General features: G+C 40.9%; 23 protein-coding genes and 2 tRNA genes. 12 read left to right on the top strand and 13 right to left on the bottom strand.

Annotated elements, in window-relative coordinates:
* Positions 1–177: 177 nt before the first annotated feature.
* The 7 genes from larB to ABJL82_RS11800 all read right to left on the bottom strand — a co-directional run bounded on the left by larB (position 178) and on the right by ABJL82_RS11800 (position 4,362).
* On the bottom strand, positions 178–933 hold the full coding sequence (gene larB, locus ABJL82_RS11830) for a nickel pincer cofactor biosynthesis protein LarB (RefSeq protein WP_347274894.1): 756 nt from the start codon (positions 931–933) through the stop codon (positions 178–180).
* A 130-nt stretch (positions 934–1,063) separates the two neighbouring features.
* Positions 1,064–2,074, bottom strand: a complete 1,011-nt coding sequence (gene tsaD, locus ABJL82_RS11825; protein ID WP_347274893.1) for a tRNA (adenosine(37)-N6)-threonylcarbamoyltransferase complex transferase subunit TsaD — start codon at positions 2,072–2,074, stop codon at positions 1,064–1,066.
* A gap of 355 nt (positions 2,075–2,429) precedes the next feature.
* Complete coding sequence (locus ABJL82_RS11820; protein WP_347274892.1) at positions 2,430–2,882, bottom strand: PEGA domain-containing protein; 453 nt, start codon at positions 2,880–2,882, stop codon at positions 2,430–2,432.
* A 16-nt stretch (positions 2,883–2,898) separates the two neighbouring features.
* Positions 2,899–3,384, bottom strand: coding sequence for a metallophosphoesterase (locus ABJL82_RS11815; protein WP_347274891.1), 486 nt, complete (start codon positions 3,382–3,384; stop codon positions 2,899–2,901).
* A gap of 261 nt (positions 3,385–3,645) precedes the next feature.
* A tRNA-Ser gene (locus ABJL82_RS11810) sits at positions 3,646–3,738 on the bottom strand.
* A gap of 123 nt (positions 3,739–3,861) precedes the next feature.
* Positions 3,862–3,951, bottom strand: a tRNA-Ser gene (locus ABJL82_RS11805).
* Between the two features lie 3 nt (positions 3,952–3,954).
* Entirely contained in the window at positions 3,955–4,362 is a 408-nt protein-coding gene (locus tag ABJL82_RS11800) for a bifunctional nuclease family protein (RefSeq protein ID WP_347274890.1), read from the bottom strand.
* Positions 4,363–4,803: 441 nt separating this feature from the next.
* Between ABJL82_RS11800 and ABJL82_RS11795 the strand changes: the two genes are divergently transcribed.
* The 8 genes from ABJL82_RS11795 to ABJL82_RS11760 all read left to right on the top strand — a co-directional run bounded on the left by ABJL82_RS11795 (position 4,804) and on the right by ABJL82_RS11760 (position 12,442).
* Positions 4,804–5,643 carry an undecaprenyl-diphosphate phosphatase gene (locus ABJL82_RS11795; RefSeq protein WP_347274889.1) on the top strand — a complete coding sequence of 280 codons (840 nt, stop codon included), beginning with the start codon at positions 4,804–4,806 and terminating at the stop codon, positions 5,641–5,643.
* Complete coding sequence (locus tag ABJL82_RS11790; RefSeq protein ID WP_347274888.1) at positions 5,640–6,350, top strand: CPBP family glutamic-type intramembrane protease; 711 nt, start codon at positions 5,640–5,642, stop codon at positions 6,348–6,350. The genes ABJL82_RS11795 and ABJL82_RS11790 overlap by 4 nt, the downstream gene beginning before the upstream one ends.
* A 10-nt stretch (positions 6,351–6,360) precedes the next feature.
* Positions 6,361–6,966: a flavin prenyltransferase UbiX gene (locus tag ABJL82_RS11785; RefSeq protein WP_347274886.1), complete on the top strand. Its 606-nt coding sequence runs from the start codon at positions 6,361–6,363 to the stop codon at positions 6,964–6,966.
* A 39-nt stretch (positions 6,967–7,005) separates the two neighbouring features.
* Positions 7,006–7,296 (top strand): MazG nucleotide pyrophosphohydrolase domain-containing protein, encoded by a 291-nt coding sequence (locus tag ABJL82_RS11780; protein ID WP_347274884.1) that lies wholly within the window; start codon positions 7,006–7,008, stop codon positions 7,294–7,296.
* Positions 7,297–7,302: 6 nt separating this feature from the next.
* Positions 7,303–8,391 (top strand): signal peptide peptidase SppA, encoded by a 1,089-nt coding sequence (gene sppA, locus ABJL82_RS11775; RefSeq protein WP_347274883.1) that lies wholly within the window; start codon positions 7,303–7,305, stop codon positions 8,389–8,391.
* Between the two features lie 231 nt (positions 8,392–8,622).
* On the top strand, positions 8,623–10,116 hold the full coding sequence (gene cysS, locus ABJL82_RS11770) for a cysteine--tRNA ligase (protein WP_347274882.1): 1,494 nt from the start codon (positions 8,623–8,625) through the stop codon (positions 10,114–10,116).
* 20 nt (positions 10,117–10,136) lie between these two features.
* Positions 10,137–12,131: a bacteriohemerythrin gene (locus ABJL82_RS11765; protein ID WP_347274881.1), complete on the top strand. Its 1,995-nt coding sequence runs from the start codon at positions 10,137–10,139 to the stop codon at positions 12,129–12,131.
* 56 nt (positions 12,132–12,187) lie between these two features.
* Complete coding sequence (locus ABJL82_RS11760; RefSeq protein WP_347274880.1) at positions 12,188–12,442, top strand: Smr/MutS family protein; 255 nt, start codon at positions 12,188–12,190, stop codon at positions 12,440–12,442.
* 34 nt (positions 12,443–12,476) lie between these two features.
* Here the strand turns inward: ABJL82_RS11760 and ABJL82_RS11755 are convergent, their stop codons facing one another.
* Positions 12,477–13,103 carry a hypothetical protein gene (locus ABJL82_RS11755; protein WP_347274879.1) on the bottom strand — a complete coding sequence of 209 codons (627 nt, stop codon included), beginning with the start codon at positions 13,101–13,103 and terminating at the stop codon, positions 12,477–12,479.
* 525 nt (positions 13,104–13,628) lie between these two features.
* On the opposite strand from ABJL82_RS11755, the gene ABJL82_RS11750 reads away from it, so the two are divergent.
* The 4 genes from ABJL82_RS11750 (at position 13,629) to ABJL82_RS11735 (ending at position 16,493) form a co-directional block, all read left to right on the top strand.
* Entirely contained in the window at positions 13,629–13,982 is a 354-nt protein-coding gene (locus tag ABJL82_RS11750; RefSeq protein ID WP_347274878.1) for a DMT family protein, read from the top strand.
* An 82-nt stretch (positions 13,983–14,064) separates the two neighbouring features.
* On the top strand, positions 14,065–15,327 hold the full coding sequence (locus ABJL82_RS11745; protein ID WP_347274877.1) for a glycosyl transferase: 1,263 nt from the start codon (positions 14,065–14,067) through the stop codon (positions 15,325–15,327).
* A gap of 35 nt (positions 15,328–15,362) precedes the next feature.
* Positions 15,363–15,914, top strand: a complete 552-nt coding sequence (mobB, locus tag ABJL82_RS11740; protein ID WP_347274876.1) for a molybdopterin-guanine dinucleotide biosynthesis protein B — start codon at positions 15,363–15,365, stop codon at positions 15,912–15,914.
* A 69-nt stretch (positions 15,915–15,983) separates the two neighbouring features.
* Positions 15,984–16,493 (top strand): cytochrome P460 family protein, encoded by a 510-nt coding sequence (locus ABJL82_RS11735; RefSeq protein WP_347274875.1) that lies wholly within the window; start codon positions 15,984–15,986, stop codon positions 16,491–16,493.
* Positions 16,494–16,788: 295 nt separating this feature from the next.
* Here ABJL82_RS11735 and bshB1 read toward each other — a convergent pair whose 3' ends face one another.
* The 5 genes from bshB1 to ABJL82_RS11710 form a co-directional block, all read right to left on the bottom strand.
* Positions 16,789–17,475, bottom strand: coding sequence for a bacillithiol biosynthesis deacetylase BshB1 (gene bshB1, locus ABJL82_RS11730; RefSeq protein WP_347274874.1), 687 nt, complete (start codon positions 17,473–17,475; stop codon positions 16,789–16,791).
* 473 nt (positions 17,476–17,948) lie between these two features.
* The gene (locus ABJL82_RS11725; protein ID WP_347274904.1) at positions 17,949–19,262 is read right to left on the bottom strand and encodes a 4Fe-4S binding protein; all 1,314 of its coding nucleotides are present in this window, start codon (positions 19,260–19,262) and stop codon (positions 17,949–17,951) included.
* Positions 19,263–19,464: 202 nt separating this feature from the next.
* Complete coding sequence (locus tag ABJL82_RS11720) at positions 19,465–19,902, bottom strand: DUF296 domain-containing protein (RefSeq protein ID WP_347274873.1); 438 nt, start codon at positions 19,900–19,902, stop codon at positions 19,465–19,467.
* A gap of 450 nt (positions 19,903–20,352) precedes the next feature.
* A complete protein-coding gene (locus ABJL82_RS11715; RefSeq protein ID WP_347274872.1) occupies positions 20,353–21,552 on the bottom strand; it encodes a PatB family C-S lyase in 1,200 nt (399 codons plus the stop codon).
* Positions 21,553–21,669: 117 nt separating this feature from the next.
* Positions 21,670–22,719 carry a Glu/Leu/Phe/Val dehydrogenase dimerization domain-containing protein gene (locus ABJL82_RS11710; RefSeq protein ID WP_347274871.1) on the bottom strand — a complete coding sequence of 350 codons (1,050 nt, stop codon included), beginning with the start codon at positions 22,717–22,719 and terminating at the stop codon, positions 21,670–21,672.
* Between the last annotated feature and the right edge of the window lie 280 nt (positions 22,720–22,999).

Here is a 22,999-nt window from a genome sequence, read left to right as displayed (position 1 = left end):
GCACGAAATACGAAACAAATTCCAAAATACAAAATCCCAATGAAAAAAACATGGTTTTGAACATTTGAAAATTAAAATTTAGGATTTGTCTCGTATTTCGTATTTAGCATTTCGGATTTTACCATTAAATATTTTGCCAAAAAGTGCAAAGAAATTACCGATAAGGTACTAATATCATTACTCTTTCCTTTTGCTGTTAATCAGCGAGGCGACACATGCAGCGCCAAAACCATTATCAATATTTACCACTGCAACGCCGGAGGCACAACTGTTCAACATTGATAAAAGAGGGGCAATGCCATTGAAACTTGCTCCATAGCCAATACTTGTGGGAACGCCAATGACAGGGCAATCTACAAGCCCTCCCACTACGCTTGCCAGGGCGCCTTCCATTCCTGCAACGACAATGATAACGTTGGCCTTTAGCAACTCTCCGTGGTTTTTCATTAGCCGGTGAATGCCAGCGACGCCGACGTCATATAGCGTTTGCACCCTATTGCCCATAAATTCTGCAGTAATTCTTGCTTCTTCCGCCACCGGAATATCGGAGGTGCCGGCGGAAACGACCATGATGAGTCCTTCGTTTGTATTTTCATGCGTTTTGCGTAGGGTAATTGTCTTTGCCTGTTCATGGTACACAACTTCAGGAAATTTTTTGGAGACAGCGTGATAAACCTCTGCATTTGCTCTCGTTGCCAGCATGTCTTGTCCGCTTTCGACAATATGCTCTACAATCTTTACCACCTGTTCAGGAGTTTTCCCCATGCAAAAGATTACTTCAGGATAACCACAACGAATTTTCCGGTGAATGTCTATCTTCGCAAAGCCAATGTCCTTGTAAGGAAGTTCTCTTATTTTATCAAGAACATCGGTTAAGGGTATTTTATCTTTTTTATAATTTTCCAGTAATTGCTGTATGTTGTCAATGTCCATATAAATATTCTCTTATCCCTTTGTTTAAGCTAGCCATTCCGGCGTAACTATGAAAGCACTTGCCAGAAGGTGCAATGAATTTCATAAATCTTTTTGTCTGTTGAATAAATGTATAAATGAAAACCGGGACTCACGAAGGATTTGCTTCCATGTGCAAGTCTGAAATATCGCCTTCTGAATATTTCCAATAGGCAAGTCCCGCCACCATAGCGGCGTTGTCGGTACAAAGTTCTCTGGAAGGACAATACACGGGTAAACGTATTTCGTGCGATATTTCCTGGAATTTTTCCCTTAACCGTGAATTTGCCGCAACCCCTCCGCCAATTAATATGCTCCGGGCGTGATGCATTTTTAACGCAGCCACTGTTTTATGAACAAGCACATCGATAACTGCTTCCTGAAAACTTGCTGATATGTCAGCAATATCCGTGATGTTTTTTAACGTTGATTGTGTCCGATTTCTGTCCTGTCCCTTAACATAATATAATACGGCAGTTTTCAGTCCGCTAAAACTAAAATCGAGGGAATCTTTTTCCAGATACGCCCTTGGAAATGGTATCGTCTTGCGGTTGCCTTGTTTTGCCAATTGGTCAATTACAGGCCCCCCTGGATACCCAAGACCCAAAATTTTAGCCACTTTATCAAACGCCTCTCCTGCGGCGTCGTCAATGGTTTCCCCCAATACGACATGCTGCGTTTCTCTTTCAGACAAAAACAATGTGGTATGCCCCCCTGAAACAACAAGGCTTACCGCAGGGTAGGGAATTGTATCATGCTCCAGATTGTTTGCGTATATGTGGGCGTGCAGATGATGAACGGCAATTAGAGGAATGTTGAACGCCATGCTTAACGTCTTTGCCGCAGTGACGCCAATTAACAGCGAGCCAATTAATCCCGGAGAATTTACCACGGCAATGGCATCTATATCGGTACATTTTATCTCTGCTTCCGTAATGGCACGGTCAATAATTCCGATAATGGATTCAAGATGCGCACGGCATGCAATTTCAGGTACTACGCCACCGAACGGACGGTGAAGTTTGTCCTGGGAGAAAATTACATTCGATACGATTTCCCTGCCATTTCTCACTATTGCAACAGACGTCTCGTCACACGAGGTTTCGATTCCAAGAATAAGCATTTTACAAAAAAAGCGTAACAGTTCAGATTTTTAAAAAAATCAGGAGACATAAAAAAACAATGCAGCCCCCGTCAGTGGTGATTTGTTTGTAGCCCAATAAAATTCCATGCTGTTATGACATTGTGTTATGCTGCAAAGTAGAACGAAGCGATTGCTTCGCTCTACATCAACGAAAAAGTAGCCGTAGGGCTAATTTAATGTTTAGGAATTTCAATATTTTAAGTTAAGCAATGAACAAACCCACCCCTCAATCCCCTCCCAAGAGGGGACTTATCAAATTCCCCATTGTGAGAGGGGTTAGGGGTGGATAAAATGAATGCCGTTGGGTTTTTGCCTTTTAAAAACCCAACCTAATTTAATGGGAGGTATGCTGAAATAACCGTTCTTTTAATTCTGCCGCATTCTTCAGGAGTTCCTCTTTGTGTTCTTCCACAGGTCTTTCTTCCACCGGTTCCAGTTGATAAAGGAAATAATGTGCATCTTCAAGTTTTATCGGAAGAATGAGTTCTGAGAAAAAATCCAGAGGTATATATTGATAATAGGGTGTTTTGATTTTTTCATAGACAGTGAGCCGTTTTGCCAGCAACCTGCCGTCTATGTCGGTTTTTTCCAGGGTAAATTTTCTGGTTCCGTAATAGGTGAATTTTGTGGTCACCGGAGTTTGCCCAATAGGTTCGTCGTCCAGATAAACCGTTGCTCCGGGAGGTTCTGAATCAATGGTGATCGTACGAAGTACACAGCCGCACAAAATTGAGCTGGCGGCTATGCAGGGCGCCATTGATTGAAAGATTATTTTGAAAAATTTCATATATTTTAAGTGGTTGTTAAGATACCGATGAAAGATCGACTATCTCCGCGTGGAACGTTTTAAGATTTAATAAAGCTACGGTACTTTTGCCGCTGACCCAACCACAGCATTCTCCAGGGTTTATATATAATGGTTTTCCCATGGAAATTTCCGGCGTATGTGTATGGGCGCTTATAATGATGTCAATATTTTCCATATTCACACTGCCGGTTAACATTTCAGGTATATGTGACACAAGGATTGTTTTCCCGTCTATGGTAATAGTATATGGCGGAATATGGATATCGTTGCAGACGCCAAGCAAGCCCTTTTGTTCACCATCATTATTGCCAAACACCCCAATAAACCGGGCTTTCACATGCATCAATTCTTTCAGGGAAAATGGGGCGACAAAATCGCCTGCATGAATGATGTATTCTAAATCCTGCGTATTAAAAAAACGAACAGCTTTTTTGATTGCTGGAATATTATCATGCGTGTCTGCAATAATTCCGATTTTCATACAGATAAGGAGGGAATGTTCATTCTGAAGGAACGCAGCATAACTGTGTTTTTCTTAATGCTAGGATTTCTGAGGAATGTTTTTCTTTTTAGAAAAAGCCGCAACCAAAAAGGCTTTAACCGCAAAGTACACAAAGAAAAACTTACAAATAAAAAAGGGTTTTACCGGGTAAACACTACATGTTGCGCCAAAGAACATGGCAATCACCTGCTAACAAGCCACACGTAAGGTAATACAGGAATTAACAAGATATATAATATATGGCGGAGAGGCCGGGATTCGAACCCGGGGTAGGGCTTTAGACCCTACAACGGTTTAGCAAACCGTCGCTTTCAGCCGCTCAGCCACCTCTCCATTAATAGTTATGTATTGAAATGGTTTAATAAAATAATAAACCGCTGGTTTCTTACTTGTTATCCGGAATAACGCCAGCGGTTGATATAAAAACTTTCATCAGTAAAGTTAAAACTGAAAAAATGGCGGAGGGAGTAGGATTCGAACCCACGGAAGGCTTACACCTCCTGCAGTTTTCAAGACTGCCGCCATAGTCCACTCGGCCATCCCTCCGTTTTAAAAACAGTCTTCTGTTTTGCAGACTTCTTCCAATACCTTGCTTGCAACAAAGATAGGTGTATTTTTCTGCATAGCCAGCGCTACTGCGTCGCTCGGCCTTGAATCAATTTCAACGATATTTCCGTCTTGTCTCAATACAATTTTTGCATAAAAAGTATTATTTCTCAGATCGCTGATGATTACCCGCTCTACGTCTGCATTAAGGCTTTCTATAATTTTTGTAATTAAATCATGCGTCAAAGGACGTGGGGTACTGATTCCCTTTACTGCGCGGTCAATTGCCCATGCTTCATTAAGGCCAATTATGATGGGAAAGCTTCTTTTCCCTTCCAGTTCTTTTAACACAATGACCTGATGATCACTTGTTTCAGTGATTACAATTTTTGAAAGTGATACGGGAATCATTGGCCACATCCTCAAGGTAAACTTCTGTTTAACCGTAAATTACTGCAATACGGTAAACCGCAATAGGCATTTCAAAAATTGTAGCACATCGACCCCTTTTGTCAAATAATTTTTAATTACAAGGAGTTTCAGGTAATAAAAGTGGGCAGGCAGGGCAAAAGAAACTACAGTTGGCAGTCTACAATCTACAGTCGGCTGTCGGCAAATTGCAGATTGAGGATTGAGGATTGAGGACTGAGGACTGAGGATTGTATTTGGGCGTTAAATGAAACGTTATTGACAGCTTTCCGGCTGGCTGATATACTGGCGAACCTTTATAGTATTACCCGGTAAAAGCTTTTTTTTATTTCCAGGTTTTTCTTTATGTTCTTTGTGGTTAAACCCTTTTTGGTCGCGGCTTTGCTGCGGTATGAATAATGGATATTAAAAGCGTGAAATTGTATGATTGAACATATTGTCCTTGGGATAATCCAGGGTTTAACGGAATTCCTGCCGGTAAGCAGCTCCGGTCATCTGGTTATCTTAAAAGATTATTTGCAGGTGAAAGAAACCAACGGCGTCCTTTTGGAGGTGATGCTGCATCTGGGCACATTACTTTCTATCTTTGCTGTTTTCTGGAAGGATATTCTGGAAATCTTTCGCGGGACAATTATTTCTACGCTGAAATTATGTTCCGGATGTCGTCCAAAGGAAATTTGGGCGGAGGATCAATACACACGGTTATTTATGTTAATTCTTATTGGAACTATACCTACCGGGATCATTGCGCTTTTATTTGAAGATATGTTTGAGTCATTATTTAATGAACCACTTCTTGCCGCGATTGCAATTCTTATCACAGGCCTGGTTCTGTGGTTGACAAAATTCATTGGAGTAAAAAACTCTGGCGGAAAGCCGTTAAATATATTCCATGTTTTGGTTATTGGTACCGTACAAGGGATTGCAATTACTCCTGGCATGTCCCGTTCCGGCCTGACAATCTCGGCGGCTTCCTACATGGGAGTTAGTCGTGAAACAGCAGTACGGTACTCATTTCTTCTCAGCATACCTGCGATTGTTGGCGCAGTGATTCTTCAGGCGCGAAAGATAGATGTTATGCATGATAAAAACCTTATCCCTCTGGCTGCCGGCGCCGGCACAGCCTTTGTCGTAGGATATCTTGCCTTGCAATTCCTTATAAAAATTGTACAAAGAGGCAGATTGTATATGTTTGCCTATTATTGCTGGGGTTTTGGGTTTGCAGCGACAATCTCTTTTTTCCTGAAATCTTTTTATCAATGAAGAGTTTGTATTTTTCCCGTTCGAAACGTCTTGCAAATAGTTTTGTATTTATCTTGCCCTTACTTATTCTCTATGAAGCGGGGATTGTATTTTACGGCGCAGCATTAAAAAACACCGCAGATACCATCACAAAAACACCATTAACACTATTTGGCAAAAGCGGATCGCTGATATTCAATTTACTGGTAATAGTGTTTCTTCTGGTAGCGGTATTTTATGTTGAAAAAGAACATAATCTTAATGTATTTCTGTTCTTCCCGATGTTAATTGAAAGTGTTATTTATGCCTTGTTCATTGGTTATGTGGCTGGTTTTGTAGTATATAAGGTGTTATTTCCGTATTTGCTTGCTATGCCCTTTCATTGGGAGGCAGGAGGAGGAATACTACTTTCAATAGGCGCCGGCGTTTATGAAGAAATAGTTTTCAGGCTGTTGCTTGTTTCTGCTTTCTATTTATTCATAACAAAAGTACTAAAGGCAAGCAAACCGCTTAGCGCCGTAGTGAGTATTATTTTCAGCGCGCTGATATTTACGATTATGCATTATATCGGAGGTTTGAGCGGCACGTTTACCTATACAAGTTTTATGTTTAGAATGCTGTCCGGTATAATATTGGCATGTATTTTTATGTTTAGAGGGCTTGGTATTGCCGTTTATACTCACGCAATATATAATGTATTTGCGGTGTTAAAATTATTTCAGGGATAAGGAATTGTGTGTGGAAAATATTGTCGTCGGAATTACAGGCGCAAGTGGTGTTGTGTATGCACAACGGCTTTTGCAGGTGTTAAGTAAAATGGATATTTCCCTTTATGTGTCAATTTCCGACGCCGCATTAAAAGTGATACACCATGAATTGGGCATTGATTTGCCTTGTGAAAAACCAAATTTTGAGGCATTCTTAGGGCGTTCAGCGAGTAATATAACGTATTACAATAACTCGAATATCAGCGCAACGATTGCCGGCAGTCAATTTCCTGTAAAAGCAATGGTTATTGTTCCGTGCAGTATGAATACACTATGTTCTATCGCATGTGGGATTGCGAGCAATCTCATTCAGCGTGTTGCAAACGTAACGATAAAAGAACGAAGAAAGCTGATAATGGTACCCCGTGAAACGCCTTTATCGTCGATTCATTTGGAGTCGATGCTGAAACTGTCTTCAGCAGGAACGTGTATTTTGCCGGCAATGCCGGGTTTCTATCACAATCCGGGGACAATAGCCGATCAGGTGGATTTTGTAGTTGCCAAAATACTGGATATGCTGGGGATAAAACATTCGCTCATACCAATATGGCAAGGCGAAAATGATGATGCGAAATGAATCAGGTAATTTTGGCAGTTTTTTTGGGGTATCTGATGTATGAATATTAGCAAATTTCAGAAGCTTATTGAAGAGACGTATCTGGAGAAAGATTCGAAGCGGGGTTTGGCAAAGACCTTTATGTGGTTTACCGAAGAGGTTGGAGAGCTTTCGCGCGCTTTGAGAGACAATAATAAAGAAGAACTGGAAAAGGAGTTTGCCGATGTACTTGCATGGCTTTTTTCCCTGGCAAGCATATCAGGCGTTAAAATGGAAGAGGCAATTGTTAAATATACTGCCGGTTGTCCCGTGTGTGGAAAAATTCCCTGTATGTGTGAAGAAATAAGGTAGGGTGAAATGTCCGAAATAAATAATACCGTTTTGCCAGATGGAATAACCGGGCCGTTTGTCTATATTAAAAAGAAAAGGGGCGCCGGTTTTTGGGTTGCCACCGGCCTTGCGGCATTCTTCTTTTTATGTGCACTTTTTTCGTTTTTGCTGTTTATTGGGTCGCTTATGATGGGCAAATCGATTATTGCGGGCGGTGCTATGGACAAAAAATATGTCACAGAAGAGATAATTGAAGGAAGTGGCGAGAATAAGATTGCTGTTATTTCTGTGAAGGGGATTTTGACAAATGAGGCTACTGGAAATCTTTTTATAGAAAAACCGAGTATTGTTGAAATCGTAAAGGAACAACTGGAACATGCGGCAAACGATGTTCAGGTCAAAGCGGTTTTGCTTGAAATAGAAAGTCCGGGCGGGGGCATCACGGCAAGTGATATTATGTATCATCAAATTATAAAGTTTAAGAAGCATACGCAGAAAAAAATAGTGGTATATATGGAAGATATTGCCGCTTCGGGCGGATATTATATTGCCTCTGCGGCAGATTTTATCGTTGCTCACCCTACGACCATTACAGGAAGCATTGGCGTAATCATGCCGTTAATAAATATTTCGGAATTTATTAACCGTCATGGTGTTGTCGATAATTCAATTGCATCCGGGGATATGAAGGAAATCGGGTCTCCTCTGAAACAGATGACGCAGGAAGAAACCGAAATACTGCAAAATATTATCAACGAAATGTACATGCAGTTTGTTGAGGTTGTTTCCACCGGGAGAAATCTGGACATAGAGGAGGTAAAAAAGATTGCTGACGGCAGAATTTATACAGGGAAACAGGCCCTTGAAGCCGGTTTGGTTGACAAGATCGGTTATTTGGAAGATGCGATTGGTATGGCAAAAAAGGCAGCGGGTATCGATGAAGCAACCATAGTAAGATACAAGAGACTATATGGGTTTGCAGAATTGTTTGGCTTGCTATGCACGAAACTCTCACAAAAAAACACCATCACACTAGATATTTCTCGTTTTCCGGAGCAGGGCCAGAGCATCACAAAACCAATGTACCTATGGAATGGTAGTTCGAGGGGTAATTGATTTTCAAACAACGCAAAGCCCCTTATACTCAGGAAGCTCCTGGCGTGGCCTTTGGCCGCAACCAAATTCGAAATACAAATATCGAAATACGAATCAAATTCAAATGAACAAAATTCAAAATGTTTTGAACATTCAAACTCACGGCGGGTTCAGGTTTGCAAACCTGAACCCGCGCCGGATTTTTAAAAAAACTAAAATATTCCCTTTTATGAAAACTGAGAAAAATAAATCATGACGCTGAAATTTTACAATTCAATTACAAAGAAAAAGGAAGTATTCAAACCATTGGTTGAGGGGCACGTAAATATGTATGTTTGCGGTCCTACGGTGTATGATCATCCTCATATCGGACACGCAAAGAGTTATGTGAGCTATGACGTCATAGTCAGGTATCTGAGATATCTTGGATATAAAGTGTGCTACGTCCAAAATATAACGGATGTGGGACACCTTACCGACAATGCAGACGCAGGAGACGACAAAATCCTGGCGCGTGCTCAAAGGGAACGTCTAGAGCCTGCAGCGCTTGTGGAAATATATACGCGCAGTTATTTTGAGGATATGGATGCGCTGAACAATCTAAGGCCGGATATTTCTCCAAGGGCTACAGCGCACATACCCGAACAAATAGAACTTATAGAAAAGTTGATCGGAAAGGGGTATGCGTATGTGTCCAATGGTTCCGTTTATTTTGAAGTAAACAAATTCAGGGAATACGGAAAACTCTCGGGACGAAAGCAGGAAGATCTGGAGGCGGGCGCAAGGATAGAAATTAACCCGGAGAAAAGGAATCCCAATGATTTTGCGCTTTGGAAAAAAGCGGAGACTGCGCATATTATGAGATGGAAAAGCCCGTGGGGAGAAGGATTTCCAGGATGGCATCTTGAATGTTCCGCAATGTCAATGAAATATCTTGGCGAATCGTTAGACATTCATGGCGGAGGCATTGAAAACATGTTCCCTCATCATGAATGCGAAATTGCGCAGAGCGAGGCGGCAAACGATATGACCTTTGTTCGTTATTGGATTCATAATAATATGGTTACCGTAAACGGGCAAAAAATGGGAAAATCCCTGGGAAATTTTGTAACCCTCAAGGATGCGTTTAAAAAATACCATCCGTTAACAATACGATTCTTTATTCTATCAACCCACTACCGAAACCCGCTCGATTTTAGCAATGAGGCGCTGGACGCTGCGGATAAAGGTTTGAAACGTTTGTTTAATACGATAAAGAGGGTACGGCTACAAATAGATGAAGCTGCTAATGGAAAGACGCCTGCTCTTGTTTATGAAAAACTTGAAGAGCATAAAAAGGCGTTTCTTAGCGCCATGGATGAGGATATCAATACATCAGGTGCTATTGCAGTCCTTTTTGATTTGTCTAAAGAGGTGAATGCTTTATTGGATTCCAACGAAGAAGTGGGCAAAAAATGCCTGGAAGATATAAATTCACTCTATCAGGAACTTGGTGGGGGCATACTTGGCATTGTCCCTGTGCGCAAAGAATTGAAGGCTGAAAAATGGCAGGGTATTGAGGATGATTTCAGTGAAGGCGATAAAAGCGCATTGAAAGAAGTCATGGAAGTTCTTATTGATACCCGAAACCAACTCCGGAAGGAGAAACTATTTAAATTGTCAGATTTTATCAGAGACAAACTCGCAGAAATAGGAATAATACTTAAAGATACACCAGATGTCACTCTGTGGAAAAAGATAAGGTAATTCGAAAAAAAGGGAAAAAAATGAAATTTCAATGGAGCGATGATTTATCTACCGGAATTTTTTCGGTTGACGATCAGCACAAAGAAATTTTTAAAAGGGTGAATACTTTTCTCGATGAGATTGAAACGGGCAAAGGCGGGAAGGCCGCAATAGACATGCTGGAATATTTGTTATGGTATGTAGTGAAACATTTCCGGGATGAAGAACTTTTAATGGTGCGTGAGCAATATGATGATCTGAGAAGGCACAAGAACGAACACCTGCAGTTTAAAAAAGATATTCTTGCCCTGGAAAAGGAAATAAATGAGAACGCTACGAATCAACACTTGTCGGAACAAGTGCGGCGCTGTGTATGCGAATGGCTAATAAACCATATTTCCGGCGAAGATAAAAAAATTGCCGTATTTTTACGAAACAAAAATAAAAACTATACGGATGACTTAAAAAGACAGATAACGAAACTTGCTGATATTGGACGGGCGCTTTCCGGAGAGCGGAATCTGGATAAACTGCTTGAGATGATTGTTGATGAAGCCCGCAGATTTACGAATGCCGACGCAGGTACTCTTTATATTAAGGAAGGCGAATATCTGAAATTTAAAATACTGCAAAATGTTTCTATGAACGTCAGAATGGGGGGATGCTCAGGCAAAGAAATAACATTTCCGCCGGTTGAATTGAAGGAGTCTAATGTTTCAGCTTATGCGGCAATTAAAGATGTCAGTGTTAATATTCCTGATGTTTATGACTCTGAATTATTTGACTTTACCGGGCCTAAAAAATTTGACGCCACTACCAAGTACCGGACAAAATCCATGCTTGTCGTCCCCATGAAGAATCATGAGAATGACGTTATCGGCGTTCTTCAGCTTATTAACGCGCAGGAGAGGCGAACGGGAGAAGTGATTCCTTTTTCCGCTGATTTTGAAAATCTTGTACATTCGCTTGCCTCACAGGCTGCAGTTGCATTTACGAATGCAAAGTTGATTAAAGATATGGAAGAATTGTTTAGCGCGTTTGTAAAAGTAATGGCTACTGCGATTGACGAAAAATCACCCGTTACCGGCGGACACATCCAGCGTGTTGCTGAGTTAACCATGATGATGGCGAAAGCAATGAACGCACAAAAAGCAGGACCTTTTGCGCATGTTTATTTTAATGAAGATCAGATGTGCGAATTGCGAACTGCCGCCTGGATGCATGATATAGGAAAAGTCACTACTCCGGTAAATGTCGTTGAAAAAGGAAACAAACTTGAGGCGATTTTTGACCGTATTCACTATGTGGAATTGCGTTTTGATTATTTAATCCAACAGGCAGAAAAAGTGTACTTTCAGAAAAAGACAGAGTTGCTGGAAAAGCAGGCTGAAAAAAATGAGCTTGAGAAATTGGAGGAAGAAATGCTCAGAGAGGTCTGTACATTGAAGGAAATGAAAGAATTTGTGCTCCAATGCAACAGGCCGGGAGAGTTTCTGGAAAATGAAAAAATAGAACGATTGAAAAACATAAGCAAATTAACCTACATAGATGCAAACTGGCATGAACAAAATTATTTGAGTGAAGATGAATTGAAAAATCTTTCCATCCGTAAAGGAAGTATAACGGAAGAGGAACGGAAAATTATGCAGAATCACGCTGCCGTAACGTTGAAAATGCTTAGGCAGATCCCTTTTACAAAAAAACTTAAAAACGTGCCCTACTTTGCCGGGGCGCACCATGAGCATATTAATGGGAAAGGATACCCACTTGGGATGAAAGGTGATAATATACCGATTGAAGGCCGCCTGATTGCCGTTGCAGATATTACAGAAGCCCTTACGGCTGCTGACCGTCCATACAAAAAAGCCATGCCCTTGGAAAAGGTATATGAAATATTGGCGTCTATGGCAAAAAATGAAGAGCTGGACAAAGATCTGGTGGAGTTTCTGATAAAAGAGAAAATTTACGAACGCTATTTGGAAGAAAAGAAGGAAAAAGAGGAAAAAGAAAAGGACGTGCCGCCGGTTGGGATTTAAGTCGTAAATCGTAAATTCCCCTAAAGCCGTTTTTTTGGGGAGGCATTAGTGAATGTATGGCAAAATTGAAATTGGATTTACACGATATCTGTAAAAATGGTTCTTTGATTGAAAAAGAATTGAACCGGGCAATAAATGAAGCGGTTGAGAAAAGGATTGCGCTTGTGGAAATTATTCCGGGAAAAGGAAGCGGGCAGTTGAAGAAGGCCGTCCTGAGATTCCTCAACCGTCCTGAAATAAAAAAATTGTATCACCGAATTGACAAAGACCGTGATAATTTTGGAAGGCTTTTTGTACGGTTTAAACATTGAGTGAATGGCAGTTGTTTTCGCAACTATACCGCGATTATTGACAATACTCTTTGTATCCGGCCATATAGTCAATGATCTTCTTTTTTGCCTCTGGGCGTAAATCCTGTTTTAAGTCTTCATTCATTAAAACCTTTTCTACACTCTTCCATACTTCACACAAATCCATGTTGAGAAATAATTGCGATTTAACAAGGGCAAAAATCATTGAAACGGTGAAACTGTTGTTTAGTGTTTTATATGCTTCTTCCAGTATTGGCAAGGCATCTTCCGGATGGGGAAAATTATCCATTGCCATGAGATAAGCAAGGCAAAATATTTCGTCAGCGTTGAGGAAGTCTGTATCCAATTGAACAAATGGCACATGGTAGCGCAACGCCAGATAGTACATATAAAATTCAGCATTGTTGTTCCCTTCAAATTTCCATGACAGGGCGTTTATTACGGCGGCTTTTTCGTCTATGGGATTCTCCGGAGAAGAAAGAAATTCCGCAATTTCAAACCCCAGCACATTTTGTAAATGTGCACGTTGAACCATTTTAACATCCATGTAAGCTTCATAAAATTCAGTGGACGTAATAGGTGAATCTGCCGAAGCAATTGTGTGGGACAAAAAAAGCGTATTTATGATAAGGACGAATACGAATACAACTATTTTTTTCATATCAAATCATTCTCATTTTTAAAGTGGAGGGAAATAGTTTTACGTAACTATGTATTTTTTTGTTTAATATCTTGTTTTAAGATTGTATGCAATAAACATCTCTTCTATCGGAGCAACAGCAATAAATAATATACTACATTATAAATCCGGATATTACTAATGGAATTAACAGGAATGCTGATTTAACAGGTGAAAAGTTTGTAGAGGGGTTTTAATGCGCATCATCATCCCTAAGCTGGACAAGATACGAAAGGGAAACCACAGATTACACAGATTAAAAAAAATCGTAGGAAAACACAGAGAGCGTGTTTCTATAATGACCAATGACTATTAAAATTAAATCTGGAAATGAGTATTATCCATTTGCATGTAATGGAGTAAAAAGCAAAAATGTATTGGATATAGGGGAAGTTGCATGTATTGTAACACTTTAGTTTTTTGAAAAACGTATTACCGATAAGCGCCGTAGGAGCAACCTGTTTGTTGCAAGAAATGATATTGATCCGTTATTTCGGATAAAATAATATGCGAAACTATCTCATTACCATACTGTTGCTTTGTTGCAGCAATGTTTTTATGACATTTGCATGGTATGGACATCTTAAAAATTTGTCTCATAAAACGTGGATTATTGCAGCCCTTGTGAGCTGGGGCATTGCCTTATTTGAATATCTGCTTCAAGTGCCCGCAAACCGTATTGGGCATCAGGTGATGGGTCTCGGGCAACTGAAAATACTTCAGGAGGTAATCACTCTCATGGTGTTTGTGCCATTTTCCGTAATTTACATGAAAGAAAAGATCCATTTTGATTATTTGTGGGCCGGTATATGTTTATTCGGGGCAGTCTATTTTATTTTTCGTCCTAAACTTCTTCCATAGCAGTTTCCGCCAAGGCGGTTAGCGCCTCTGCGTATCTTACGGCGGCAAATATATTATTAAACAAAAAAGAGGAGTATATTTTATGGCTGATTTTCATCAGGAAGGAACGATTACCACGTTACATGATATATACAGGGTCTTTGATCCAAATGAGTATTTAAAAAGTTTGGAGGAAAAGCTCGAGGATTATGCACGCCAGGTAAGAATTTGTCTTTTGCTGCCCTGCCTTTACAGTGAACTTGAAAATACGGAAGTCATGGAACGTATTGTTGGTGAAATTAAAAAAGTACGTTATTTGCGTAATGTTGTTATTGCCCTTGGAGGCGCTCCGGATGAAGAGAAGTTTCGGGAAGCAAAAAAATACTTTGGAAGGCTTCGTACAACAAAACGCGATGTTAAAATTGTTTGGGTTGAAGGGCCGCGCATTCAGGAGGTATTTCAGCGCATCCGGGAACGTGAGATTCAGACAGGTATTCAGGGAAAAGGCCAATCGGTGTGGATTGCCCTTGGTTATATACTTTCAAGGGGCAATGTGGACGTCATAGCGCTTCATGATTGCGACATTGTAACCTATGACCGCATATTTTTAGGGAGGCTTATTGAGCCTGCCGCAAATCCGAATAACGAGTATGAGTTTTGTAAAGGGTATTATGCCCGTGTTTCACTTACGGACAGATCAATCAAAGGCAGGGTGACAAGACTGTTTGTAGTTCCTTTTGTCGATTCAATGATGAGAATTATGAATACGCATGGACATAAAGAGCTAGAGCGTTTTTTCGGATATCATCGTATATTCAAATATCCGCTGGCTGGCGAGTTCAGCCTGAGCGCCCGATTGGCAAGGGGTATTAATATAGCTTATGATTGGGGTCTTGAGGTGGCTACGCTATCCGAGGTGTACCACAATACAATGAACAGAAAAATCGCACAGGTGGATCTTTCCAAGAACTATGAGCATAAACATCAAGATCTTTCTGCAGACGATTCAAGCAAGGGATTACACAGAATGGCAGTGGATATTGCTACCTTCTTTCTCCATTATATGCGTTCTCACGGAGTGCCACTGGACGATGCCTTTGTTGATATGATGCTTCATACCTATTACGATAATGCCCTGAAATTTATTAAGTATTATAGCGATGATGCTGAAATGAACAATCTGATTTTAAATCGTCATGAGGAGGAACTTGCCGTGCGGCATTTTCGCGGCGTTTTGTGGACGGCATGGGAGCAAAGCAGAGGACCTAGAGAGGCAACCCTTATTCCTTCATGGAACAGGGTTACGTATAGCCTTCCTGATATATATACGAATCTCTATGAAGCTGTAGAAAAGGATAATGAATAGTATGGTTTGATAATGTGCGATTTGAGATTTAAATCGTGAATGAGGTATATTATAGAAACAGGGATAATGCTATGTATGCAAAAACACCGATTGTGTCTTTTGTAGGAAAATCGAACAGCGGAAAAACAACGCTTATTGTAAAGGTCATTAAAGAATTAAAATTAAGGGGGCTCAGGGTTGCTACCATAAAACATACCCATCATAATGTTGATATGGATACTAAAGGCAAAGATAGCTGGAAACATTCACAGGCAGGAGCAGATGCTGTCATCATTGTCTCTGAAAACAAGATGGGTCTTTTTCGGACGACGCAAAAAAGGGTTCTATTAAAGGAAATGGTGGAAACCTATCTCGGGGATTTCGATATAATAATACTTGAAGGATATAAGACAGAACCCATTCCCAAAATAGAAGTCTTTAGGACAGAGAACAGTGATCAGATGGTGTGCCGGGATGATGAACATTTAATTGCTGTAATAGGCGACAAAGATCCAATAATGAATGTGCCTTATTTACATATTGATGCGGATGTTCGAAAGATTGTGGATTTTATTATGTCATATCTGAAAATAAATGTATCTGTGTAAAACCCTGTAACAGTCTGCATAAATTGCCCACGTGAGGTTCAGAGAGAGAGCGGAAGGACAAAAATCAATATGAACAAAAGCAAAACAATCGGGTTTCTTATTGTGATAATAGCGGTTGTTTGTTTCACGTTGCAAAAAAGGGGAACGGCTGAAATACCCGGCATAAATGAAAAAATAAATGCGCAAAGATTATGGGAGTATATGACAAAAGAAAATCCCTACCAATGCTATCCGGCATGGCCAGGTAAAGAGGGCATTTATGAGAGTACTATGCCTCCCGGCGATATTCTGCGGTTGTATATAAATGACCTTGCCCTGGATACCGTTGTCAAAAAAAAGGGAATATTCCCCAACGGTTCTCTCCTGATAAAAGAAATCTATACAGAAGAAAATAAAGTGTCTTTGCTTACCGTGATGTATAAAGAAAAGGGGTTTGATCCGCAAGGAAATGACTGGTACTGGGTAAAATACGGTCATGATGGGGAAGTTAAATTGGAAGGAAGGGTCGGGTTATGTATAGAATGCCATGTGGGCGTTGCAGATAATGATTATGTATTCACGGGAAGTATAAAGAAATAAAAAGCGTGAATGGTAACGTTAATATTAATCAAACCAATGAAATAAGGCATTCTCGATCTTTGAACAAAACTCGTTGGTTAGTAAGAATTAGAACTAAACCACATAGTACCCTTTAATTCAGGATTTGTAACACTTTAGTATTTTGAAACTGGAAATAGTCATATGTAGTGCGACGAGGTTCGTCACATTGTTTTAAGTAGACTCTATTCATTATCGCACAACTTTTTTTTAGTGCGACGAACCTTGTCGCACTACATTATTTGAATTTTTCAAAAAACTAACGTGTTACCTGTTTTTAAAGGATATCGCGTATATCCTTCAGGCCTATTGGTTCGTGGCTCGCAAATGGTTCTCCATAGTCAACGTGAATAAGACCTCCATAATAACCGTTCCTCTCCTTAATCATCGTGCTGATGTATTTCCACCTGGCAGCATCGTACACAAACTGTGATTGATACACGCGCATACTATCGAGTTTTCGTTCAAATTCATTGCTTATATCTAAAATAAACGATGGATTGATAGTTACATTTAAGTGATAGCAGAAATAATAAAAGATGTGTGATGGATAGAATGGTTCTCCCGGAATTTCTGACTTGGTGAACTTTGCATAAAAACGGGATGCCTCTCCGATTTTAGATGTTTGAACGTGGTCAGGATGGGCGTCAACCCAGTAAGGCAAAAATACAATCTCCGGACGTATTTTACGGATCACCCCTGCAACTTCTTTGCGAACTTCTATGCCGTCCATGAGATAACGGTTGGGGAACTCTAATACCGTTCTGCTCTTTATTCCCAGCAGATTTGAGGAACGCTCCCACTCTTCTTTCCGTGTTTCAATGCTGCCGTATGGGGTAGGCTCGCCATTTGTCAGATCAACAATGTGAACGTCGTAACCAAGCGAAACAAATTTAAGAATACTTCCGCCCATACCTATTTCCACATCATCAGGATGTGGTCCAATGGCAAGAATCGTAGACATATTATGGCCCTTTAAAAATTATCGGTGGAGAAACAGATGCAGAGAGAACAATAGTACCTTAAAAGTTATTTATTTGCATTATTTGGCAAAATATTTAATGGTGAAACCCAATAATGGTGAAATCCGAAGCGCGAAATACGAAATACGAAACAAATTCTAATGACAAAATGATTTGAAATACTAAACAAGTGCATCTTTCGCATTTCGTGCTTGCTAAAAAACGCTCGTTCACAAGTAGCGGCAAGGCATGCCTTGCCGCTACTTGTGAACGAGCGTTTTTTTCATTGGGATTTTGTATTTTTGAATTTGTTTCGTATTTCGCGCTTCGTGCTTCGTATTTTTTATCTCGTGTTTGTTTGGTTCTGGCTATGCCCGCTTAGGGTACGGCAATTTTCGGGAAAATACTGCCACTTCTGTTAAGTCATAACCACCACTCAATTCCATACCTTGGAAAATAGGGGCGGGAAGGGCTATTATTCCGTTTCGAATTTCCCTTCTTTATGGGTATATTTCGGGTGGTCGAGTTCTGCTGCCCTGAGAATAAATTCGGCGTCTGAAATTTTAGTGTACCAATGCCCGGTTACCCTTGCAGTATTTGTCAGGATAAGAAAGAAACCGACCAGCATCGCTGCATACAACCAATAGTTAATCTTTTTCCTTTTTCCTGCAAGTTTCATATCCAATGCGCCGTTTACCGGGCAGGCATTGACACAATCATAACAGGCAAGACATTCATGAGTGAGAACGTGGTCCTTCTTTTCAACGACAATATATGACGGGCACGCCTTCGTGCATTTTCCGCAATCAATACATTTTTCTTTGTCCCTGGTTATTGTAAAAGGGCTTATGTATGCAAGGATGCCGAGAATGGCGCCATACGGACAAAAAAATCTGCACCAAAAATTCTTGCTTACTACCGATAGCATCAAAAAAACAAGCACCACAACAAGGCCAATACCTGACAGATTAACAAAAAACTTTAACATCTTTATATCGGCGACCCGCATAAAAGGCGCACGTTCGTATAAAACTTCCAGTTGCTCAACAGGCATTTTTATAACAACCATTTGTAGGAAAAAGGCGAGGATTGAATATTTCCATGCCCTTGCAATGCAGTCGTTTACTTTATCAGACCAATATTTTCGCGGAACGGCGAAAGGCAGGATCATTGCAACAATAAAGGCAGGGGTCAGTTTCCGGAAGAGAGGGGATTTAAAAAATTCCATAGTGATGACTTCCAGGAGCATTAAAATGATAATGGGGGTAAAAACCAGACTCAGCCCTGCCGTAAAACGGGTAGGGATATTACGTATTAAGGAGCTGACCCGCCTGGGGAGTTTGTTCAAAAATAAATCGCCAAGCTTCCACTCCCATTCAGAAATAGTGCCAACGGGACACATCCAACTGCAAAAACCCCTTCTAAAAAAAACGGCCATCAACAACAACGTTCCAAAAATAACAAACCCTGCAGGGTGGATGTAATTAATTTTGCCTGTTCCGAAAAAGTACTTTGTCCCCATAAGAGCGCTTATCGGCAGGAATGATTCAACTCCTGGCGGCCTTGGCAGATAAAATCCTTTCCCGCCTGCCTCACAATATGCAACAAAGGTATAAAATTGCCAGCCAATGACAATAACTAAAATTAAAAATGCTATCTGGACAGACCAGCGCAGCTTTTGAGAAGTGAATTTTTTGCGCTTTCGCTGCCCCCTTTTTGTAGTATCAAAACGAATTTCAGCGTTCTTCGTTACTTTTATCGTTTCGGTTGTTGAATACCGTTGTTTCACCTCTTCCAAGCAGCAAGCCTCCCTTAATTGTGATCTTTTTAATATAAAAATAAAGTAGGGGGGCGAAGCATTTGCCCGTTTGGGTATGAACGCATTTATGACAATTTACAGCAAATGCTTCGCCCCTACACTACAAAATTATGATAATCGAAATTAACCTTTATCTGCAAGTATTTTGATTTTGTATACTGCAGTAAGGAGATTAACAAATCTTCAGCAGGGACATTCCCAGCGCCGGGTCAAATTCCCGTACCGCATCTATTCCACAAAGTTCGAGAATAACAACTTCAAGCACAAGGAATGTTTCCGTTTTTTCCCTGAGACAACCAACTTTTACCTCATCACCCTTTCCAAATGCGCCATGCAAATGAACCTTTGGTTCATCTCCCTGATAAAATACTGTGCCAAAACCTACCACTTCATGGCTTTCTCCCAGTTCTCTCCACATGGGAACCGGCGGGAGAGCATCGCTTTCAGCACCGACGACAAATTTACCTTCACGCATACCGCCAACTAAATAAAGGACTGCCGCCAGAATTTTTTCCTTTTTTATTATGTGGATCACATTTTTCAACACATCTTCACCATCCTCAAATTTAGCGACAACAACTTTTCCTATATTGCCAACATGGTATTTCATACAAACATTTTCCTCCTTACATTAAAAATGCGTCAAGTTTTGTAAAATTACAAAAAGCAATGATAAAAATCTAAATTAATCTGTGGATTCTGGATAGTCCAAAATCCGGTGAAATCTGTAGTTTCAGATATTTTGTAACACTTTAGTCTTTTAAAAAAGCAAAAACGTTCATTTCCAAGCCGGGAGCTGGGGAGCGAGAGCGAAAATCCGGGTCAGATGGAAGGTATATTGGGTCATGTCCGGGGAAGTGTGGCAGGAAAGAGGGTGTTTTTTGTAATAGAAAAAAAGTTAAAATGTTAAATCATATCTTGAGTATACATCCCTTTTGGTCTTATGTTTAACATATTCCAGGCCGCTGGCCCTGGAGGATGAAAATAATAGAGGAAAATAATAAATGATTTACAAAGGATTTAATGCATTTATCCTGTTCATCCCTGTTTCTGTTTCCTTCTATAAATTCCTCACCGCATTTTCTATCCTTCGGAGCGCTTCGGACAAAACAAAGCGGGGACATGCAATATTCATCCTCATAAAACCCTCTCCGCCTGGCCCGAACAGATATCCCTCATCAAGGCCTACCTTCGCTTCTTTTACCATGAAATTCCTGAGATACACCGGGTCGAACCCTAATTCCCTGCAATCAAGCCAGATCAGGTACGTGCCTTCCGGTGGTATTACCTTTATTTTTGGTATCTTTTTCTCAAAGTAATCAAACAGAAACTCATAATTTTTGTGTAAATATACAAGAAACTGCCCCAGCCACTCATCCCCATACCTGTATGCTGCTTCCATGGCAACAAACCCGAACACGTTAACACCCGGCAGAATTCCCTTTCTCGCCTCCTGAAATTGTTTGCGTAATCCGGCATCGGGAATGATGATTACGGAGGCCTCAAGCCCTGCAAGGTTAAACGTCTTGCTGGGGGAGATACACGTTATGGAATTTTGTTCAAATTCTTCTGATAATGCAGCGAATGGCGTATGGGTAACGTCGGGGAAAAGCAGCTCGCCGTGTACTTCGTCCGAAACTATTATTGCGTTATGCCGGATGACTATTTCCCCCGTTCTGATTAATTCCTCTTTAGTCCATACCCTTCCGACAGGATTATGAGGGCTGCACAGGAGCATCAATCTTATGCGATGCGGGATTGGCGGCCTGCCGTGCCTTATGGCAAAACATGCGTCAAGCCCTTCAAAATCCATTCCATACCGTCCGCTCTGTAAAACAAGTTTGTTATTCACCACATGGCAACCATTGTTCTTAACTGCATTCCAGAAAGGATGATAAACGGGGTCTTGAAGAATGACTTCATCTCCAGGATGAGTGTATGCCTTTACTGCTGCATATAATGCAGGCACAATGCCCGGAGTAAAAACAATCCATTCCGGATTTACCTTCCATCCGCAGCGTTTTTGCATTCTGTCTATAACCGCATCCACTACTGATGCAGGACGGGGAAGTGAATATCCATAGATCTCGTGGTCAGCCCTTTTTTGAATGGCGTCGGTAATGGGTTTTGCTATGGGAATATCCATATCCGCAACCCACATGGGAATAACCTCCGGGCTGCCAAAAAGCGACAAAGCCCCGTCCCATTTCGCACAATCGGTATTCTTCCGCGATATAGAATGGTCAAAATCGTATTTCATGATATTTAACACAGAAGCATTGAGTCAAAATGCTTCCAAAAAATAAAAAGGAACTACAAAAAACTAAAGCGTTACCAAAGAACACTGAAACCATCGATTGCACAGCTAAAACAGATATTATTTCTTCTTTGACGCCCTTTTCGCGGCGATTATCTGTCGGGCAAGGTCATCGGCAACTGCAGAGGTAGGCTTCCCCTCTTGCTGTGCTGTTTCGAAAATCCGTAAAGCCGCATCGTACAATCCTGATAGTCGCTTCATTACCTGGTTTGCATCATATTGGCCAAAAATATCACCCGAGGCATTGAGCATACCACCCGCATTAATCACATAGTCTGGCGCATAGAGGATGCCTCTGTCGCAGAGCATTTTGCCATGACGCGCTTCTGCCAGTTGATTGTTGGCGGCGCCGGCTACAATGCTTGCTTTGAGCTGGGGGATAGTGTCATCGTTTAGTATGCCTCCCCTGGCACACGGGGAAAAAATATCAACATCCTGTGAGTAGATTTCTTCCGGGGCAACTACCTTTGCCCCAACTTTTTCGGATACATGAACAGCGGCTTCCGGATTCACATCGGTAATGATGAGTTTCGCGCCGGCTTCATGCAGATTTTTACAAAGGTGACGGCCTACACTGCCGACTCCCTGCACGGATACGGCAAGCCCATGAAGGCTGTCGCGGCCAAGTTTGTGTTTTACCGCCGCCCTCATGCCATGAAAACAACCAAGGGCGGTAAAGGGAGAAGGGTCGCCTGTTGTCGCTAAACCAAAGGCATAGTCACACTCCCTGGAAAACAGCTCAACATCTTTGATGCCAATGCCGATGTCTTCTGCAGTGTAGTACTGTCCGCCTAACCGTTGTACAAATCCGGCAAAGGACGCGAGGAGTTTATCATTCTTCTCCTTGAACGGGTAGCCAATGATAACTGCCTTTCCTCCTCCAAGGGGCAAACCGGCAAGTGCGTTCTTGTAAGTCATTGCACGGGAAAGACGAAGCACATCCGACAATGCCTCTTCCACAGAGGCATATGGCCACATTCTGCATCCTCCGGCAGCAGGCCCTAAAGTTGTGTCATGAATAGCAATAATAGCAAACAGACCAGACTCTATATCGTGGCAAAATAAAACTTGTTCATGATTATCATATTCACTATTATCAAATACCGGCATATAAATCGTTCTCCTCTCTTAGTCCCCTGGCAGTAATTTCTTTTGCATTTTTTGGCAAAATATTAAATGATGAAATACGAAACACAAAATTCGAAATTTCAAAAATATAAGCCCTATATGACCCATATTTTGGAATTTCGTATTTTTTACTTCGTGTTTGTTTGGTTCTATCCATGTTTTAACACGACAAAACTAAGTAAGAATGCCAAATGTGTTTGATATAAGTCAAGGCAAATATTATTGTGTGAATCATATTGGCGGATTGAGAAAACGGTAGAAA

It is taken from the genome of Candidatus Kuenenia sp. (assembly GCF_039794105.1).
In the GTDB taxonomy this organism is placed as follows: Bacteria; Planctomycetota; Brocadiia; order Brocadiales; family Brocadiaceae; genus Kuenenia.
The sequence above is the reverse complement of the archived record's forward strand: the minus strand, read 5'-3'. Positions and strand labels throughout refer to the sequence as shown.

What these genes read in the sequence shown, in the direction of transcription:
- larB (WP_347274894.1), bottom strand. Translation starts at nt 933, where the DNA reads ATGGACATTGACAACATACAGCAATTACTGGAAAATTATAAAAAAGAT.
- tsaD (WP_347274893.1), bottom strand. Translation starts at nt 2,074, where the DNA reads ATGCTTATTCTTGGAATCGAAACCTCGTGTGACGAGACGTCTGTTGCA.
- ABJL82_RS11820 (WP_347274892.1), bottom strand. Translation starts at nt 2,882, where the DNA reads ATGAAATTTTTCAAAATAATCTTTCAATCAATGGCGCCCTGCATAGCC.
- ABJL82_RS11815 (WP_347274891.1), bottom strand. Translation starts at nt 3,384, where the DNA reads ATGAAAATCGGAATTATTGCAGACACGCATGATAATATTCCAGCAATC.
- ABJL82_RS11800 (WP_347274890.1), bottom strand. Translation starts at nt 4,362, where the DNA reads ATGATTCCCGTATCACTTTCAAAAATTGTAATCACTGAAACAAGTGAT.
- ABJL82_RS11795 (WP_347274889.1), top strand. Translation starts at nt 4,804, where the DNA reads ATGATTGAACATATTGTCCTTGGGATAATCCAGGGTTTAACGGAATTC.
- ABJL82_RS11790 (WP_347274888.1), top strand. Translation starts at nt 5,640, where the DNA reads ATGAAGAGTTTGTATTTTTCCCGTTCGAAACGTCTTGCAAATAGTTTT.
- ABJL82_RS11780 (WP_347274884.1), top strand. Translation starts at nt 7,006, where the DNA reads ATGAATATTAGCAAATTTCAGAAGCTTATTGAAGAGACGTATCTGGAG.
- sppA (WP_347274883.1), top strand. Translation starts at nt 7,303, where the DNA reads ATGTCCGAAATAAATAATACCGTTTTGCCAGATGGAATAACCGGGCCG.
- cysS (WP_347274882.1), top strand. Translation starts at nt 8,623, where the DNA reads ATGACGCTGAAATTTTACAATTCAATTACAAAGAAAAAGGAAGTATTC.
- ABJL82_RS11765 (WP_347274881.1), top strand. Translation starts at nt 10,137, where the DNA reads ATGAAATTTCAATGGAGCGATGATTTATCTACCGGAATTTTTTCGGTT.
- ABJL82_RS11760 (WP_347274880.1), top strand. Translation starts at nt 12,188, where the DNA reads ATGGCAAAATTGAAATTGGATTTACACGATATCTGTAAAAATGGTTCT.
- ABJL82_RS11755 (WP_347274879.1), bottom strand. Translation starts at nt 13,103, where the DNA reads ATGAAAAAAATAGTTGTATTCGTATTCGTCCTTATCATAAATACGCTT.
- ABJL82_RS11750 (WP_347274878.1), top strand. Translation starts at nt 13,629, where the DNA reads ATGCGAAACTATCTCATTACCATACTGTTGCTTTGTTGCAGCAATGTT.
- ABJL82_RS11745 (WP_347274877.1), top strand. Translation starts at nt 14,065, where the DNA reads ATGGCTGATTTTCATCAGGAAGGAACGATTACCACGTTACATGATATA.
- ABJL82_RS11735 (WP_347274875.1), top strand. Translation starts at nt 15,984, where the DNA reads ATGAACAAAAGCAAAACAATCGGGTTTCTTATTGTGATAATAGCGGTT.
- bshB1 (WP_347274874.1), bottom strand. Translation starts at nt 17,475, where the DNA reads ATGTCTACGATTCTTGCCATTGGACCACATCCTGATGATGTGGAAATA.
- ABJL82_RS11720 (WP_347274873.1), bottom strand. Translation starts at nt 19,902, where the DNA reads ATGAAATACCATGTTGGCAATATAGGAAAAGTTGTTGTCGCTAAATTT.
- ABJL82_RS11715 (WP_347274872.1), bottom strand. Translation starts at nt 21,552, where the DNA reads ATGAAATACGATTTTGACCATTCTATATCGCGGAAGAATACCGATTGT.
- ABJL82_RS11710 (WP_347274871.1), bottom strand. Translation starts at nt 22,719, where the DNA reads ATGCCGGTATTTGATAATAGTGAATATGATAATCATGAACAAGTTTTA.